The following is a 16,084-nucleotide window of genomic DNA, read 5'->3' as shown; positions in this document are numbered from 1 at the left end:
TAGCTGATGGAGCTGGCCGGACGCCACGTGCTCGTGGCCGGGGCCGGGGTGACCGGCCGGTCCGTGGTCACCGCGCTGCTCGGGCTGGGTGCCGAGGTCACCGTGACCGACGGCAACGCCGAACGCCTCGCCGAACTCGACGGGCTGGGGGCCGCGCTGGCCCCCGGCCTGACCGAACCGCCGGCGGGGACCGCGCTGGTGGTGACCAGCCCGGGCTGGCGGCCGACCGCGCCGCTGCTGGTGGCCGCCGAGGCGGCGGGCGTCGAGGTGATCGGCGACGTCGAGCTGGCCTGGCGGATCGGGCAGGACCTGCCGGAGCCGCCGGTGTGGCTGGCGGTCACCGGGACCAACGGCAAGACGACCACGGTCGGCATGCTGGAGTCGGTGTTGCGCGCGGCCGGGGTGGACGCGGTGGCCTGCGGCAACGTCGGCTACGCGGTGCTGGACGCGGTGCTCGCCGGGCACCGCGTGCTGGCCGTGGAGCTGTCGAGCTTCCAGCTGCACTGGTCGCGGTCGCTGGCGCCGCACGCGTCGGTGGTGCTCAACCTGGCCGAGGACCACATCGACTGGCACGGCTCGATGGCCGAGTACGCCGCCGCCAAGGGCAAGATCCACCAGCACTCGGCGACCGTGGTGCACAACTCGCTCGACGAGTGGTCGGTCCGGCTGGCCGCCGCGTACGCGCCCGAGTCCGCCACCCAGGTCGGCATCGGGGTGGACACGCCGCGGCCCGGTGAGCTGGGCGTGGTGGAGGACCTGCTGGTCGATCGCGCTTTTGTGGCCGACCCGGTGCACCGCGCCGAGGAACTGGGCGCGCTGTCCGACGTGCGCCCGGCCGGGGCGCACAACGTGCTGAACGCGCTCACCGCGGCCGCGCTCGCGCGGGCGTACGGCGTGCCCGCCGACGCGATCGCCAAGGGGCTGCGGGAGTTCCAGCCGGGCGCGCACCGGGCGGTGGAGGTCGCCGAGGTCGCCGGGGTGCGTTACGTCAACGACTCCAAGGCCACCAATCCGCACGCCGCCGCCGGTTCGCTCGGGGCCTACGCCGACGTGGTGTGGATCGCCGGCGGTCAGCTCAAGGGGGCCGCGGTGGACGGGCTGGTCCAGGCCGCCGCCGACCGCCTCCGCGGGGTGGTGCTGCTCGGCGTGGATTCGCCGGTGATCGCCGCCGCTTTGGCGCGACACGCGCCGGATGTCCCGGTGAAGACGCTCCGCCCGGGTGACGATGAGCCCATGACTGCGGCGGTGAGTGCGGCCAGTGCCATGGCACGTCCCGGGGACGTGGTGGTGCTGGCGCCCGCGGCCGCCTCATTGGACATGTTCCGCGACTACGCCCAGCGTGGCGATGCCTTCACCGCCGCGGTGCATGCCATGGCGGGCCGGGGGCGGAACAGTGACAGCGGCTGAGGCTGACGACGAGGGCAAGACCGCGGCCGGGCGCGCGGCGCGGCGGCGGGCGAAGGGCGAGCGGTCGTCCAGGAGCTTTTCCACCGAGCAGTTCGCGCTGACCGCGTGGCTGTCGCGGCCGCTGGCCTCGTTCCACCTGGTGCTCGCCATCACCGGCACGCTGACGGTGATCGGGATCGTGATGGTGCTCTCGGCGTCGTCGCCGTCCTCCTACAACCCCGAGACCGGCTCGTCGGTGTACGCGCTGTTCCAGAAGCACCTGATGTTCGTCGGCATCGGCTCGCTGGCGTTCCTGATCGGGCTGCGGGTGTCGCTGCGGCGGATCAGGGCGCTCTCGTCCACCGCGATGGTGGTCTGCCTGGGCCTGCTGATGCTGGTGCTCACCCCGCTCGGCAAGAACGTCAACGGCTCGCAGGGCTGGTTCGTGGTCGGGCCGTTCTCGCTGCAGCCGGTCGAGCTGGCCAAGGTGGCGCTCGCGCTGTGGGGCGCGCACATCCTGGTGATCAAGTACAACGTGCTGCACCAGTGGCGGCACCTGCTGGTCCCGGTGGTGCCCGCCGCGCTGCTGATGTTCGCGCTGGTGATGGCGCAGCCCGACCTCGGCGGCACGGTCACCCTCGGCGTGGTGCTGGTCGCGCTGCTGTGGTTCGCCGGTGCGCCGAAGCGGCTGTTCGGGGTGATCCTGGCCGGCGGTGTCGGCGGTGCGGTCATCCTGGCGCTGATCGCGCAGTACCGGCTGGACCGCGTGATGACCTTCCTCAACCCCGGCGCCGACCCGCAGGGCAAGGGGCTGCAGGCCAACCAGGCGCTCTACGCCATCGCCGAGGGCGGCTTCTTCGGCAAGGGGCTGGTGCAGGGGCAGTCGAAGTGGCGCTACCTGCCGAACGTGCAGCACGACTTCATCTTCGCGCTGATCGGCGAGGAACTCGGGTTCGTCGGCTGCGTGGTGGTGATCGGGCTGTTCGGCCTGCTCGCCGTGGTCGGCATGCGGATCGCCACGCGTAACCTGGACCCGTGGATCCGGATCGTGGCCGGCACGCTGACGGTGTGGGTGGTCGCGCAGGCGGCGATCAACATCGGCTACGTGATCGGGTTGCTGCCGGTCACCGGGGTGACCCTGCCGCTGATCTCCTACGGCGGCACCTCACTGGTGGTGACCATGCTGCTGCTCGGCATCCTGGCCAACTGCGCCCGGCACGAACCGGAGGCGGTGGCCGCACTGCGCACGCAGGGGCCGGGTAAATTCGGGCGACTGCTGCGCCTGCCGGCGCCCGAGCCGTACCGTCCGCCGACCAAGCGCCGGGGCTCCGCCGGTGCGCGTGGCAGCGGTACCAAGCGCGGCCGTCCCGCGGCCCGCGGCGACGGCAGGCCCGCCGCCGTCCAGCGGCGCGGCGGCGGTGCGACCAGGGCCACTACGGCACGCGGAAGTTCGACACGGAGAGGACGTCGGTGACAGACCCGGCAGTGGGAGCGGACAGAGCCAGCAGGGCCGTCGACCAGGCGGCGCCGACCGTGGTGGTGGCGGGCGGTGGCACGGCAGGCCACATCGAGCCGGCGCTCGCGCTCGCGGACGCGGTCAAGCGCCTGCGGCCGGACGCGAAGATCGTCGCGCTCGGCACCGCACGCGGACTGGAGACCAAGCTGGTGCCGGAGCGGGGGTATCCGCTGGAGCTGATCCCGCCGGTGCCGATGCCGCGCAAGCCGACGCCGGAGCTGCTCCGGCTGCCGCTGAAGGTGCGCGATTCGGTGAAGAAGACCCGCGAGGTGCTGGAGCGGGTGGGTGCCGACGTGGTGGTCGGCTTCGGCGGTTACGTCGCGCTGCCCGCGTACCTGGCCGCGCGTGGCCGCGTGCCGATCGTGGTGCACGAGGCGAACAAGACCGCCGGGCTGGCGAACAAGGTCGGTGCTCGCTTCGCCGCGCGCGTCGCGGTCGCGGTGCCGGGCACCCCGCTGCCCAACGCCGAGGTCGTCGGCATCCCGCTGCGGCGCTCGATCACCTCGCTGGACCGCGCGGCGCTGCGTGCCGAGGCACGCGCGCACTTCGGGCTCGACCCGGACGCGCCGACGCTGCTGGTGTTCGGCGGTTCGCAGGGCGCAGCCTCGATCAACAACGCGATTTCCGGCGCGGCCAAGGACTTCGCCGACGCGGGCATCGGCGTGCTGCACGCGCACGGCCCGAAGAACACCTTGGTGGTGCAGGAGTTCCCGGACAAGCCGGCCTACGTGCCGGTGCCGTACCTGGAGCGGATGGACCTGGCCTACGCGGCCGCCGACGCGGTGCTCTGCCGGTCCGGCGCGATGACCGCGGCCGAGGTTTCCGCGGTGGGGCTGCCCGCGATTTTTGTGCCGCTGCCGCACGGCAACGGCGAGCAGGGCCTCAACGCCAAGCCCGCGGTGGACGCCGGCGCGGCGCTGCTGGTCGAGGACGCGGACCTGACCGCGGGCAAGGTGGCCGAACTTGTGGTGCCGCTGGTGGCGGATAAGGCCAGGGTGGCGGAGATGAGCGCGGCCGCGGTGGGTCTCGGGCACCGCGAAGCCGACGAGGTGCTGGCCCGGATCGTGCTGGAGGCGGCGGCGAAATGACGGAACTTCCCGAGGTGCTGCGGCGGGCGCACCTGATCGGCATCGGCGGTGCCGGCATGAGCGGGATCGCCCGCATCCTGCTCGCGCGGGGTGCCGAAGTGTCCGGTTCGGACGCCAAGGACTCGCGTGCCTTCCCCGGCCTGCGCGCGCAGGGCGCGAAGATCGCGGTCGGGCAGGCGGCGGAGAACCTGGACGCCTTCGACGGCGGGCCGAGCGCGGTGGTGGTGTCCACCGCGATCAAGGACACCAACCCGGAGTTCGCCGCGGCGCGTGAGCGCGGCATCCCGGTGCTGCACCGGGCCGAGGCGCTGGCCGGGCTGATGGAGGGCCACCGGGTGGCCTGCATCGCCGGTACGCACGGGAAGACCTCGACCACCTCGATGCTCACCGTGGCGTTGCAGCACTGCCGGCTCGACCCGTCGTTCGCCATCGGCGGTGACCTGAACGAGTCCGGTTCGAACGCCCACCACGGCACCGGCGGCATCTTCGTCGCCGAGGCCGACGAGAGCGACGGGTCGTTCCTGGCCTACTCGCCGTCGGTCGCGGTGGTGACCAATGTGGAGCCCGACCACCTCGACCACCACGGCACCGCCGAGGCCTACGTCGAGGTGTTCACGAAGTTCGTCCGGCGGCTGGAGCCGGGCGGGCTGCTGATCGTCTGCGCCGACGACGCGCCCGCCGCCGAACTGGCTGGCAAGGCCGAGGCCGAGGGGCTGCGGGTGCAGCGCTACGGCCGGACGGTCACCGGAGAAGGCGACGCGAAGGTCCTCGACTACACGCCGGGGCCCGAAGGCGGCGTCGTCCGGGTCGAGGTCGGCGGCAAGCAGCTGGACGTGCTGGTCGCGGTGCCGGGGGAGCACATGGCGCTCAACGCGGTCGCCGCGCTGCTCGCCGGGGTCGAACTGGGCGCGCCGGTCGAGGAACTGGCCGAGGGGCTGGCCGCGTTCGGCGGGGTGCGGCGGCGGTTCGAGTTCAAGGGCCGCTCCGCCGACGTCCGGGTCTACGACGACTACGCCCACCACCCGACCGAGGTGGCCGCGCAGCTGCGCGCGGTGCGGCACGCGGCGGGCAGCGGGCGCGTGATCGTGTTGTTCCAGCCGCACCTGTACTCGCGGACCAAAACCTTCGCCACCGAGTTCGCCGAGGCGCTGAGCCTGGCGGACGAGGTGGTGGTGCTCGACGTGTTCGGCGCGCGCGAGGAGCCGGAGCCGGGTGTGAGCGGTGCTCTCATCGCGGAGCAGGTGTCCACGGTGTCCACCTCGGTCCACTACGAACCGGCCTTCGACAAGGTGGTGACGCTGGCGGCCGACCTGGCGAAGCCGGGTGACCTGGTGGTCACCATGGGCGCCGGTGACGTCACGCAGCTCGGTCCGGAGCTCCTCACCGAGCTGGACCGCCGGAGCGAGCAGGGCTAGCGCGTGACCACGGCCAGGGAAGCCAGGCAGCGGCGGCGGCGCGGGCCGGGCGAGGAGCGCGGGCCCGCGCGGTCGGCGTCGGCCAGCCGCCGGGGCCGCCGTCCGGCGAGCGCGCGCCAGCGCACCGGCACCCGGCCGAGCCGCCGCAAGGCGATGCAGCGCCGGTGGGTGGCGTTGCTCAGCGTGGTCAGCGTGATCGCCGGGCTCTACCTGGTGTTCTTCACTTCGCTGCTGGGCGTGCGCACGGTGGACGTGGTGGGCGCGACGAGCCTTTCGCCCGATCAGATCCGCGCGGTCGCCGCAGTGCCGGACAGGCGCGCGATGCTGCGGGTGGACACCGACGAGATCCGCGACCGGGTGCTCACCCTGCCGGGCGTGGCCACCGCGGACGTTTCGCGGTCGTGGCCGTCGACCATCGAGATCGCGGTTTCGGAGCGCACGCCGATCGGGTTCTTCAACACCGGGCAGGAAATCCACCTGGTGGACGAGTCGGGGTTCGTGTTCAAGAAGGTGCCGATGGCGCCGTCGGGGCTGCCGGAGCTGAAGCTGGCGCGCGTCGGCCCGGACGACCCGCCCACCCGCGCGGCGACGGCCGTGCTGATCGCGCTGCCGCAGCAGTTGCGCGCCCAGGTGGCCGCCGTCGGCGCGGACTCGCCCGGCAGCGTGCGGCTGGACCTCAACGACGGCAGGCAGATCCGCTGGGGCGACGCCGACCAGATCGATCGCAAGACCAAGGTGCTCGCCGCGCTGCTCACCCAGCCGGGCAAGGTCTACGACGTCTCCAGCCCGGAACTGCCCACGGTTTCCTGAGGCTCACGGCGAATCGTCGTACTGGAAGCCGAGCAGGGTGATCTCCTTGAGGTCGGGGTCGCCGTCGAACGGCTTGCCCTCGTAGGTGATGCCGAGCAGCGCGCGCAGCGCCTCCTCGCCCAGATCCAGCGGGTGGAACGGGAACGGGCCGGGCAGCAGCGGCGGGCGGTCACCCGACCAGTACGGCTTCTCGAACATCAGGGCGTCCCCGGTTTCCTCGAGAATGCCGTATTCCGGGGCGAGGCTGAGCGAACGCACCAGCGTGCCCTGCTCCCACATCGCGTAGGCGAACCAGTCCACCGCGCTGTGCATGGCGTGCAGGTAGACGGTGGCGTCGCCGGCCGGTTCCAGCAGGTTCGGCGGCAGCTGCGACGGCTGGTCCACCGCTGCCTCCGGCGCGCAGATCACGGTCAGCCCGGGAAAGCAGCCGACGTACATGCGGCCGTCGGGCGGGTTGACGTTCTCCAGCAGGTTTCCGTCGCCGATCTCTTCCAGCACGCCGTGGGGCTGGAGCCGCCGCGCCATCGCCCGCGTGGCCTCACGATCGGGCACGGGGTGGCCGGGCAGCACCACCTTCGCGTCGTCTTCGGAATAGACCAGCATGGCTGTCACCGCACCCATGGGGCCTCCTTCCGGCCAAGGCGAGGGCACGCACTGTCGTGTGTGGAGCGAGCCGGGCCAGTGAACCAACTGGCCACTGCGGAGATGACTAGTCTCAGCGAGCGAGCGGTATCCCAGCATCGGTACCCCTTTGGTCGGCCGTACTCCGTCGAGCATGTCGCGGTTGCGGTCCCCGCCGCATCAACCTCTTGGTGGATGCCGCGGCGGCGGGTACTGGGCAATTCCTTAGCTTGTTCCAGTTGCACCGTGCAGAATGCCGGGCATGGCTTCCGAAACGCGCCCCGAACCGCCGATGACCGGTTCCGAACGCGACCAGCTCAACGGTTTTCTCGATTTCCTCCGCAGCGCGGTTTCGCTCAAGGCGCGTGGGCTCACCGACGAACAGGCGCGGCGGGTGCACGTGCCGACCAGCACGCACACCACCGTCGCCGGGCTCGTCGGCCACCTCACCTACGTCGAGTCGTACTGGTTTTCCGTGGTGCTCGGCGGGCAGGAGGACCCGTGGCGGGAACGGTTCAAAGAGGATCGCGACGCCGAGTTCACCGCGGCCGCTTCGGTGCCGATCGACGAGTTGGTCGAGGCCTATGAGGCGCAATGCCAGACCGGCCGTGAAATCGCCGCGAAGCTCGAACTGGACCAGGTGATCACCTTCGGCCGCAAGGAGCGTGAGGTGACCGTGCGGTGGGTGCTGCTGCACATGATCGAGGAAACCGGCCGCCACGCCGGGCACCTCGACCTGCTTCGTGAACTCACCGACGGGCAGACGGGGGAGTAGCCCGCCGGGGCGGCAGCGGGAAGAACCCGCTGGTGCGCTCGACGTAGTAGGCGTATCCCGGCCGCGTGCGGTGGAGTCCCTTCTCCAGCAACGGTTTCCCGGTGCCCTTGACCAGGGTGAAGGTCATCACCAGCGGGGAGAGCACGGTGGCCGCGCCCGGCCAGGTCGAGCAGGCCAGCAGGTACAGCCCCCACCAGACGCAGGCGTCGCCGAAGTAGTTGGGGTGGCGGGTGTAGCGCCACAGCCCGGTGTCCAGCACCCGGCCGTGGTTGGCCGGGTCCGCCTTGAACCGCCGAAGCTGCTCGTCGCCGACGACCTCGAAGGCGAACCCGATCGACCACACCGCGACGCCCAGCCAGCCGAGCACGCCGATCCCGGTGCCGTGCTGCGCGGCCAGCACCGGCAGCGAAACGAACCACAGCACGAGCGCCTGCAGGAGGTACACGCGAACGAAAACCCGCGACGCCGGCCGGTCGGCCATCCCGGCGTAGCGCGGGTCCTCCGGCTGCCCGCGGTTGCGCAGGTGCAGGTGCACCGCCAGCCGCACACCCCAGACCACGGTCAGTCCGGTGACCACGAGCCGCAGCGCCAGGTCCCCGGTGCCGTACGGGAAGGCCACCACCGCGATCAGTGCGAAGCCCAGGCCCCAGAAGGTGTCGATGGTGTCGTACCGGCGCCGGGCCAGCGCGACGGCGAAGGTGGCGCACACCGCCACCAGCGCCATGCCGAGCGCCACCGCGGCGCTGATCAGCAGGTTCATCGCTCGCGGGTGGCCGTCAGGCCGCTTTCCCCGGCTTCACCCGGGCGTACGGCCAGGATCTGGTCCACTCCCATGCGGTTCTCCTCGAAGGCCAGCGCGCCGCCGGTCAGGTAGAGCCGCCACACGCGGGCCCCGGCCTCACCGATCAGCGCGACCACGTCGTGCCAGCGTGACTCCAGCGTGTCCGACCAGGCACGCACGGTTTCCACGTAGTGTTCCCGCAACGCGTGCACGTCGCGGATCTCGAAGCCGGAACCCTCCAGATGGCCCAGCGTGCGCGAGAGCGGGCGCATGGTCATGTCGGGCGCGATGTAGCGCTCGATGAACGCGCCACCGCCCGGGGCCGCCGCGCCCCGCGACATCTGCTGCAGCACCAGCCGTCCCCGCGGCTTGAGCAGGCGGAACAGCGTCCCGGTGTAACGCGGGTAGTTCTCCTCGCCGACGTGCTCGCCCATCTCGATGGACGCCACCGCGTCGAACGGTTCGCCGGTGATCTCGCGGTAGTCCTGCCGCCGCACTTCGACGCGGTCGTCCAGGTCGAGCGCGGCGACCCGTGTGCGCACGTGCTCTGCCTGCTCGGCGGACAGCGTCACGCCGACCGCGTGCACGTCGTAGTGCTTGGCCGCGTGGATCACCAGCGAGCCCCAGCCGCAGCCGACGTCCAGCAGGCGCATGCCCGGTCGCAGGCCGAGCTTGCGGCAGATCAGGTCGAGCTTGTCGCGCTGCGCCTGGGCCAGGTCGTACCCGGGCCGGTCGGCGGTCCAGTACGCGCTCGAATAGGCCATCGATTCGTCGAGCAGCAGCTGGTAGAAGGCGTTTCCCAGGTCGTAGTGGTGTGCGATGGCGGACCGGTCGCGCCGCGGCGTGTGCCGTCTGCCGGTCAGCCGCGCCTCCTCGGCCGGTGGTCGGGGTGGTGGCCCGGCGAGGCCGAGGCGCAGAGCCAGCCGGACGCCCCTGGCCCAGTGCGCCGGTCCCATCCGGACACGCGCGCCCGACCTGCTCAGCGCCCAGATCCGGCGGAACCCCTCGCTCAGGTCGCCCTCCACGTCCAGGTCGCCGCTGACGTACGCGCGGGCGAGCCCGAGTTCACCGGGTGCGTAGAGCAGCCGCCGCAGCGCCCGCCGCGAGTTCAGCACCACGGTGACGCCGGGCGGCCCGGCCCGCGAGCCGTCCCAGGCGCGGATGCCCACCGGCAGCGGCGCCCCCAGCAGGTCCCGTGCGAAACCGGCGATGCGTTCGGCAGTTCTCGGCATACCGGGGATTCGCCGCCGGCGCGCGAGCGGATGGGTACCAATCCGCTCGCCGGTGGGCGCCGAATGATCCACGTGCAGATCACTGGAGAACGAGTCGGCGTCATCGGCAGCGGCGTGGCCGGGCTCACCGCCGCCTACCTGCTACAACGCCGCTACGACGTGCTGCTGTTCGAAGCGGGCGACCGCCTCGGCGGGCACGCGCACACCCACGACGTCGCGGGCGCCCACGGCACGATCGGGGTCGATTCCGGCTTCATCGTGCACAACGAGCGCACCTATCCGACGCTGCTGAAGCTGTTCGGCGAGCTGGGCGTGCGCACGCAGGAGACCGAGATGTCGATGAGCATCCGGTGCGACGGCTGCGGTCTCGAATACGCCGGGGCGAAGGGTCTGCCGGGGTTGTTCGCGCAGCGGCGGAACCTGCGCAGCCCGCGGTACCTGCGCATGCTCGCGGAGGTCAAGCGGTTCCACCGGCACGCGGCGCGCGTGCTCGCCGCGCGTGATGCCGGTGATGTCACGATCGGCGCGTTCCTCGCCATCGGCGGCTATTCGCGGTACTTCGTGGACCATTTCCTGCTGCCGCTGGTGTCCACCGTCTGGTCGGCCGACCGCACCGGCACGCTGCGGTACCCGGCGCCGTACCTGTTCGCCTTCCTGCGCAATCACGGCATGTTGTCGGTCTCCGGTTCACCGACCTGGCGCACGGTCACCGGTGGCTCCCGTGAGTACGTCGATCTCGCGGTGAAGCAGCTGACCGCGGTCCACCTGTCCACGCCCATCCGCTCGCTGCGCCGCACGACGGCCGGGATCGAGCTGCGCGACGACGCCGACAGCGTGCACCGCGTGGACAAGGTCGTGGTGGCCACCCACGCCGACCAGGCGCTCGACCTGCTCGAACAGCCCACGGAACGCGAGCGCGACGTGCTCGGCGCGTTCGGCTACTCCCGCAACGAAGCCTGGCTGCACACCGGATCGGAGCTGTTGCCGCGCACGCCCGGCGCCCGCGCGTCCTGGAACTACGCCGCGCCCAGCTGTGGCGCGGACAACGGCGCGGTGCAGGTCAGCTACGACATGAACCGCCTGATGCGCTTGGACGAACCGGCGGAGTACGTGGTCACGCTGAACCCGTCGAAGGCCGTGGAGCCGTCGAAGGTGCTCGCGCGGATGACCTACGAGCACCCGGTCTACACGCCGGAGTCGGTCGCCGCGCAGCGCCGCCTGCCCGAGTTGAACGACGGCGTCGTCGCCTACGCGGGCGCGTACCACGGCTGGGGCTTCCACGAGGACGGCTGCGCTTCGGGCGCGCGGGCCGCCGAATCGCTGGGGGTGCGCTGGTGACCGCCGCGCTCTACGACGCCACGGTGGCGCACGTGCGGCGGATCGAGCCGCCGCTGTCCTTCGCGCACCGGCTTCATCTGTGGCTGGTCGATGTGGACGACCTGCCCCGGCTGCCGCGCTGGTTGCGGCCGTTCGCGCGGTTCGACGCCCGCGACCACTTCGGACCCGGGCCGGGCACCATCCGCCAGAAGCTCGACGCCTGGCTGGCGGCACGCGGGATCGATCTGGCCGGTGGCCGGGTGGTCATGCTGGCCAGCGCGCGGGTGCTCGGTTACGTGTTCAACCCGATCACGCTGTACTGGTGCCACCGGCCGGACGGCGAACCCGCCTGCGTGGTCGCCGAGGTGCACAACACCTACCGCGGCAGGCACGCGTATCTGCTGTTCCCGGACGCGGAAGGCCGGGCGACGGCGGCGAAGGAGTTCTTCGTTTCGCCGTTCCAGACCGGCGACGGCGAATACCGCATGTCGGTGCCCGAACCGGATTCGCTGCTGGCCGTTTCGGTGGTGCTGCACCAGGCCGGTTCGACCCCGCTGGCCGCCACCCTTCGGGGGGTGCGTCGTGCCGCCGGACCCGGACAGGTGGCCCGTATGCTGCTGGCCCGGCCGTTCGTCCCGCAGCGGGTGACCGCGTTGATCCGCAAGCACGGGGCCGTCCTGTGGCTGCGCCGCGCGCCGATGGCGGCGGTGGCACCGGCGGACCGGCTCGGCGAACTCGGAGGCTGTGGAGGCCTTGATGGATGAGACCGCACCGCGTGGGGAGCGGCCGTCCACTGTGGACGGGCCGACCACCGAGGAGCTGCTGGTCCAGGTGGCCAAGGGCGACGAGCGCGCGTTCGAGCAGGTCTACGACCGGCTCGCCGGGCCGATTCTCGGCCTGGTCCGCCGGGTGGTGCGTGACGGCGCGCAGTCCGAGGAGGTCGCGCAGGAGGTGCTGGTCGAGCTGTGGCGCACCGCGCCGCGGTACTCGCCGGAGCGCGGCAGTGCGCTGAACTGGGCGCTGACCCTGGCGCACCGCCGCGCGGTGGACCGCGTGCGCTCCGCCCGCGCGAGCACCGAACGCGAGGTCAAGGCCACCTTCGAGGCGAGCCGGAACCGCCCGTTCGACGAGGTGGCCGAGTCGGTCACCGCGCGCTGGGAACGCCAGCAGGTCCGCCGCTGCCTCGGCAACCTGACCGAGCTGCAGCGCGAGTCCGTGCTGCTGGCCTACTACCAGGGCTACACCTACCGCGAGGTGGCCGAAGTGCTGTCGACCCCGCAGGGCACGGTGAAGACCCGGCTCCGTGACGGGCTGATCCGCCTGCGGGACTGCTTGGGGGTGACCGCATGACCTCGCCGGAGATGCACACGCTGGCCGGGGCCTATGCGCTCGACGCGCTGGACGACCTGGAACGCGAGCGGTTCGCGCGGCACCTCGCCGAATGCCCGTCGTGCGCGCAGGAGGTGCGCGAACTGCGGGCCACCGCCGCGCGCCTGGGTGCCGCGGTCGCCGAGGAACCGCCGTCGGCGCTGAAGGCACGCGTGCTGGCCGAGGTCCGGACGACCCGCCAGGAACCGCCGTCGGCACGCGGGGACCGGGGCAGCCGGTCGCGGCGTGGTGCGGGCGCGCCGCGCTGGATGGTCCTGGTCGCGGCCGCCGCGGCGGTGATCGGGCTCGCGCTCGGCGGGGTGTTCGGCGGGCTCGCGCTGCACACACAGGGCGAACTGGACGCCGCGCGCCAGCAGGCCGCCGAGGCCAGGGCGAAGTACGCGCCGATGGGGGAGCTGCTCGCGTCGCCGGACGTGGTGACCGCGCACGATCCCGGCGGCCACGGCACGGTGGTGATGTCGCCGAGCCTGGACAAGGCCGCGTTCATGGCGTCGGACCTGCCAGCCAGCCCGCCGGACCGCGAATACCAGGTCTGGCTGATGCACGCCGACGGCCGGGTGCGGTCGATGGGCCTGGTGCCCGGCGGGCCGGAACCGGGGTCGGTACTCACCGCACAGGGCCTGGCCGGGGTGGCCAAGATCGGGGTCACCGTGGAGCCGCGGGGTGGTTCGCCGGCGCCCACCTCGGCACCCCTGCTGACCATCTCGATGGCGGCTTGACACTTTCCACACACGAAGGCGTTGTGGTCAAAGAGATTGCGACGCGCGCGGCGTGGCTCCTGGATTCCGGGCGTGCTCCTCCCTACCGTCCTGGAGCAACGTCGGTAGTTGACATAACTCTAAGCCTCGACTAGAGGTCGAGGGTTTCGGGCGGGGAAGTGTCCGAGGGGCGACCGCCGGCGGGGCAACACGCACAGTCACGATCAGGAAGGCGGATCCCGATGACGCCCCCGCACAACTACCTCGCGGTGATCAAGGTCGTCGGCATCGGTGGCGGCGGCGTCAACGCCGTCAACCGGATGATCGAGGTCGGCCTCAAGGGTGTCGAGTTCATCGCGGTGAACACCGACGCGCAGGCACTGCTCATGTCCGACGCCGATGTCAAGCTCGACATCGGCCGCGAACTCACCCGCGGGCTCGGCGCCGGCGCCGCCCCGGAGGTCGGCCAGCGTGCCGCCGAAGACCACCGCGAGGAGATCGAAGAGGTCATCAAGGGCGCCGACATGGTGTTCGTGACCGCGGGCGAGGGCGGCGGCACCGGCACCGGCGGTGCGCCGGTGGTGGCGCAGATCGCGCGCAAGCTGGGCGCGCTGACCATCGGCGTGGTCACCCGGCCGTTCTCCTTCGAGGGCAAGCGCCGCGGCAAGCAGGCCGAGGACGGCATCCAGGCGCTGCGCAACGAGTGCGACACGCTGATCGTCATCCCGAACGACCGGCTGCTGCAGCTCGGCGACATCGGCGTCTCGCTGATGGACGCCTTCCGCTCGGCCGACGAGGTGCTGCTCTCCGGTGTGCAGGGCATCACCGACCTGATCACCACGCCCGGCCTGATCAACCTGGACTTCGCCGACGTCAAGAGCGTGATGTCCGGCGCGGGCAGCGCGCTGATGGGCATCGGATCCGCGCGTGGCGAGGGAAGGGCGGTGCAGGCCGCCGAGAAGGCCATCAACTCGCCGTTGCTGGAGGCCTCGATGGACGGGGCGCACGGCGCGCTGCTGTCCATCGCGGGCGGCTCCGACCTCGGCCTGTTCGAGATCAACGAGGCCGCGTCGCTGGTGCAGGAGTCCGCGCACCCGGACGCCAACATCATCTTCGGCACGATCATCGACGACTCGCTCGGCGACGAGGTCCGGGTCACCGTGATCGCGGCCGGTTTCGACGCGGGCGCGCCGACGCACAAGAAGCTCGACCCGTCCGCGGTCGGCTCGCGCAGCACCACGGTGTCCGCCGAGGCCGGTCAGGTCGGCGGTTCGGGCAACGGCGCCGGTTCGCTGCCGCCCGCCTCGTCCCAGCGGCCGGGCACGCCGGCGCCGGGGCAGCGCGGGCAGTCGCCGGTCGGCGGCGGCGCCACGGGCGACCGGCTCGGTGGCGGCGGGTTCAGCGGCGGCACCGGCTCGATCTCGGGCGGCCTGCCGCAGCCGGGCGGGAGCCGTCCCGGCTACCCGACCCCGCGCACCACCTCGCAGAACACCCAGGGCAACCTGCCCCCCGGCCGTCCGGTGCCGGTCACCGACGACCCCAGCGACGACGAGGTGGACGTTCCCCCCTTCATGCGCCGCTAGGCTGCGTGGGTGCGTATTCGGAGGGTCGTCACGACCAGGGCGGGCGGTGCCTCGCGGGCACCGTACGAAAGCTTCAACCTCGGTGACCACGTCGGCGACGACGAGTCGGCGGTGGCGGCCAACCGTCGCCGCCTCGCCGCGGAACTCGGCCTCGCCGAAGGTGATCTGGCGTGGATGGAACAGGTGCACGGCCGCACGGCGACCGTGGTCGACCAACCCGGCGGGCCGCCCGCCGAGGCCACCGACGCGCTGGTCACCGCACGGCCCGGGGTCGCGCTGGTGGCGCTGGTCGCCGACTGCGTGCCGGTGCTGCTCGGTGACCCCGAAAACGGGGTGGTGGCCGCGGTGCACGCGGGCCGCGTCGGCGCCAGGGTGGGCGTGGTCCCCGCCGCGCTGGACGCGATGAAGTCGGCCGGTGCCGAACTCGGCAAGGTCGAAGCGCTGCTCGGCCCGGCGATCTGCGGTGAGTGCTACGAGGTGCCGAAGGCGATGGCCGACGACGTCGGGGCGCACCTGCCCGGCAGCGCCTGCAAGAGTCGCAACGGCACGCCGGGACTGGACCTGCGTGCCGGGCTGTGGCGCCAGCTGGCCGACGCGGGCATCGCCAAGATCGGCGTGGACCCGCGGTGTACCGCCGAGGACAAGACGCTGTTCAGCTTCCGGCGCGACGGCACCACCGGGAGGATCGCCGCGATCACCTGGGTCGAGGCCGGATGAGCACCGACCGGCAGGCCGAGCTCGCCGAGTCACTCGAACGGGTTCGCACGCAGATCCGCGACGCCTGCGCGGCGGCCGGGCGGCGTCCCGAAGAGGTGCGGCTACTCGCGGTGACCAAAACCTTTCCGGCGGTGGACGCCGCGCTGCTGACCGATCTCGGCATGACCGATCTCGCCGAGAACCGCGACCAGGAGGCGAGCGCGAAGGCGGGCGAAGTGGCGTCGATGCGCCCGGACGCGCGCGTGCGCTGGCACATGGTCGGCAGGCTCCAGCGGAACAAGGCCCGGTCGGTGGTCCGCTGGGCGGACGAGGTCCAATCGGTGGATTCGCTCCGGCTAGCGGACGCCCTCGCGAAGGCCGTCCGCGCCGCGCGCGAGCGCGGTGAACGTGATCATCCTCTCGATGTGCTCGCCCAGGTCAGCCTGGACGACGAGGAGACGGCGCGTGCGCGCGGCGGCTGCCCGCTCCCGGAGCTGCCCGCGCTGGCCGAGAACCTCACCCAGTCGGGTGATTTGCGGCTCCGCGGCCTGATGGCGGTGGCCCCGCTGGGTACTGACCCCGCCGAGGCCTTCTCCCGCCTGGCGGCTGCCAGGGAAAAGTTCCTTGAAGACCACCCCTCCGCCGTGGAACTCTCGGCGGGGATGAGCGGTGATCTTGAACAAGCCATCGCGTGCGGCTCGACCTGTGTGCGTGTCGGAACCGCGTTGCTCGGACGGCGAGGTTTAGCCTCACCGTAGTGAAATCGTCGGGCGGCGC

At 72.1% G+C, this 16,084-nt stretch carries 16 protein-coding genes; 13 read left to right on the top strand and 3 right to left on the bottom strand.

Translation table 11 applies throughout. The features are described 5' to 3' along the window. Positions 1-6: 6 nt before the first annotated feature. The 5 genes from murD to A4R43_RS16710 are packed head-to-tail and all read left to right on the top strand — an operon-like array spanning position 7 to position 6,215. A complete protein-coding gene (murD, locus tag A4R43_RS16730) occupies positions 7-1,407 on the top strand; it encodes a UDP-N-acetylmuramoyl-L-alanine--D-glutamate ligase (RefSeq protein WP_162788496.1) in 1,401 nt (466 codons plus the stop codon). Beyond that, positions 1,394-2,860 carry a putative lipid II flippase FtsW gene (ftsW, locus tag A4R43_RS16725; protein ID WP_418190825.1) on the top strand — a complete coding sequence of 489 codons (1,467 nt, stop codon included), beginning with the start codon at positions 1,394-1,396 and terminating at the stop codon, positions 2,858-2,860. Before murD ends, ftsW begins: the two co-directional genes overlap by 14 nt. Before the next feature lie 11 nt (positions 2,861-2,871). Continuing rightward, positions 2,872-3,990 (top strand): undecaprenyldiphospho-muramoylpentapeptide beta-N-acetylglucosaminyltransferase, encoded by a 1,119-nt coding sequence (gene murG / locus A4R43_RS16720; RefSeq protein ID WP_113693176.1) that lies wholly within the window; start codon positions 2,872-2,874, stop codon positions 3,988-3,990. Further along, on the top strand, positions 3,987-5,405 hold the full coding sequence (gene murC, locus A4R43_RS16715; RefSeq protein ID WP_113693175.1) for a UDP-N-acetylmuramate--L-alanine ligase: 1,419 nt from the start codon (positions 3,987-3,989) through the stop codon (positions 5,403-5,405). Before murG ends, murC begins: the two co-directional genes overlap by 4 nt. A gap of 3 nt (positions 5,406-5,408) precedes the next feature. After that, on the top strand, positions 5,409-6,215 hold the full coding sequence (locus A4R43_RS16710) for a cell division protein FtsQ/DivIB (protein WP_113693174.1): 807 nt from the start codon (positions 5,409-5,411) through the stop codon (positions 6,213-6,215). A 3-nt stretch (positions 6,216-6,218) separates the two neighbouring features. Here the strand turns inward: A4R43_RS16710 and A4R43_RS16705 are convergent, their stop codons facing one another. Further along, positions 6,219-6,836: a DUF6928 family protein gene (locus A4R43_RS16705; RefSeq protein WP_113693173.1), complete on the bottom strand. Its 618-nt coding sequence runs from the start codon at positions 6,834-6,836 to the stop codon at positions 6,219-6,221. 262 nt (positions 6,837-7,098) lie between these two features. Here A4R43_RS16705 and A4R43_RS16700 point away from each other — a divergent pair, with 262 nt between their 5' ends. Then, complete coding sequence (locus A4R43_RS16700; protein WP_236809066.1) at positions 7,099-7,611, top strand: DinB family protein; 513 nt, start codon at positions 7,099-7,101, stop codon at positions 7,609-7,611. Here A4R43_RS16700 and A4R43_RS16695 read toward each other — a convergent pair. Both A4R43_RS16695 and A4R43_RS16690 read right to left on the bottom strand, forming a co-directional pair. Next, complete coding sequence (locus A4R43_RS16695) at positions 7,586-8,371, bottom strand: DUF1295 domain-containing protein (RefSeq protein ID WP_113693172.1); 786 nt, start codon at positions 8,369-8,371, stop codon at positions 7,586-7,588. The two genes, A4R43_RS16700 and A4R43_RS16695, sit on opposite strands and share 26 nt — an antisense overlap. Then, entirely contained in the window at positions 8,368-9,624 is a 1,257-nt protein-coding gene (locus A4R43_RS16690) for an SAM-dependent methyltransferase (RefSeq protein WP_113693171.1), read from the bottom strand. The genes A4R43_RS16695 and A4R43_RS16690 overlap by 4 nt, the downstream gene beginning before the upstream one ends. Before the next feature lie 72 nt (positions 9,625-9,696). Between A4R43_RS16690 and A4R43_RS16685 the strand changes: the two genes are divergently transcribed. From A4R43_RS16685 to A4R43_RS16655, 7 genes are all read left to right on the top strand, one after another. Beyond that, positions 9,697-10,962: an NAD(P)/FAD-dependent oxidoreductase gene (locus A4R43_RS16685; protein ID WP_113697659.1), complete on the top strand. Its 1,266-nt coding sequence runs from the start codon at positions 9,697-9,699 to the stop codon at positions 10,960-10,962. Further along, positions 10,956-11,705, top strand: coding sequence for a DUF1365 domain-containing protein (locus A4R43_RS16680; RefSeq protein ID WP_113693170.1), 750 nt, complete (start codon positions 10,956-10,958; stop codon positions 11,703-11,705). The genes A4R43_RS16685 and A4R43_RS16680 overlap by 7 nt, the downstream gene beginning before the upstream one ends. After that, a complete protein-coding gene (sigK, locus tag A4R43_RS16675; RefSeq protein ID WP_113693169.1) occupies positions 11,698-12,291 on the top strand; it encodes an ECF RNA polymerase sigma factor SigK in 594 nt (197 codons plus the stop codon). Before A4R43_RS16680 ends, sigK begins: the two co-directional genes overlap by 8 nt. Next, positions 12,288-13,049 carry an anti-sigma factor gene (locus tag A4R43_RS16670; protein WP_113693168.1) on the top strand — a complete coding sequence of 254 codons (762 nt, stop codon included), beginning with the start codon at positions 12,288-12,290 and terminating at the stop codon, positions 13,047-13,049. Before sigK ends, A4R43_RS16670 begins: the two co-directional genes overlap by 4 nt. 221 nt (positions 13,050-13,270) lie before the next feature. Continuing rightward, positions 13,271-14,611: a cell division protein FtsZ gene (ftsZ, locus tag A4R43_RS16665; protein WP_113693167.1), complete on the top strand. Its 1,341-nt coding sequence runs from the start codon at positions 13,271-13,273 to the stop codon at positions 14,609-14,611. A 9-nt stretch (positions 14,612-14,620) separates the two neighbouring features. Further along, positions 14,621-15,328: a peptidoglycan editing factor PgeF gene (gene pgeF, locus A4R43_RS16660; RefSeq protein WP_113693166.1), complete on the top strand. Its 708-nt coding sequence runs from the start codon at positions 14,621-14,623 to the stop codon at positions 15,326-15,328. Continuing rightward, positions 15,325-16,065, top strand: a complete 741-nt coding sequence (locus tag A4R43_RS16655) for a YggS family pyridoxal phosphate-dependent enzyme (RefSeq protein WP_113693165.1) — start codon at positions 15,325-15,327, stop codon at positions 16,063-16,065. Before pgeF ends, A4R43_RS16655 begins: the two co-directional genes overlap by 4 nt. Positions 16,066-16,084: the final 19 nt, after the last annotated feature.

It is taken from the genome of Amycolatopsis albispora (genome assembly GCF_003312875.1).
GTDB lineage: Bacteria > Actinomycetota > Actinomycetes > Mycobacteriales > Pseudonocardiaceae > Amycolatopsis > Amycolatopsis albispora.
Note: the sequence above shows the minus strand (reverse complement) of the source record. Positions and strands in the feature narration are given on the sequence as shown.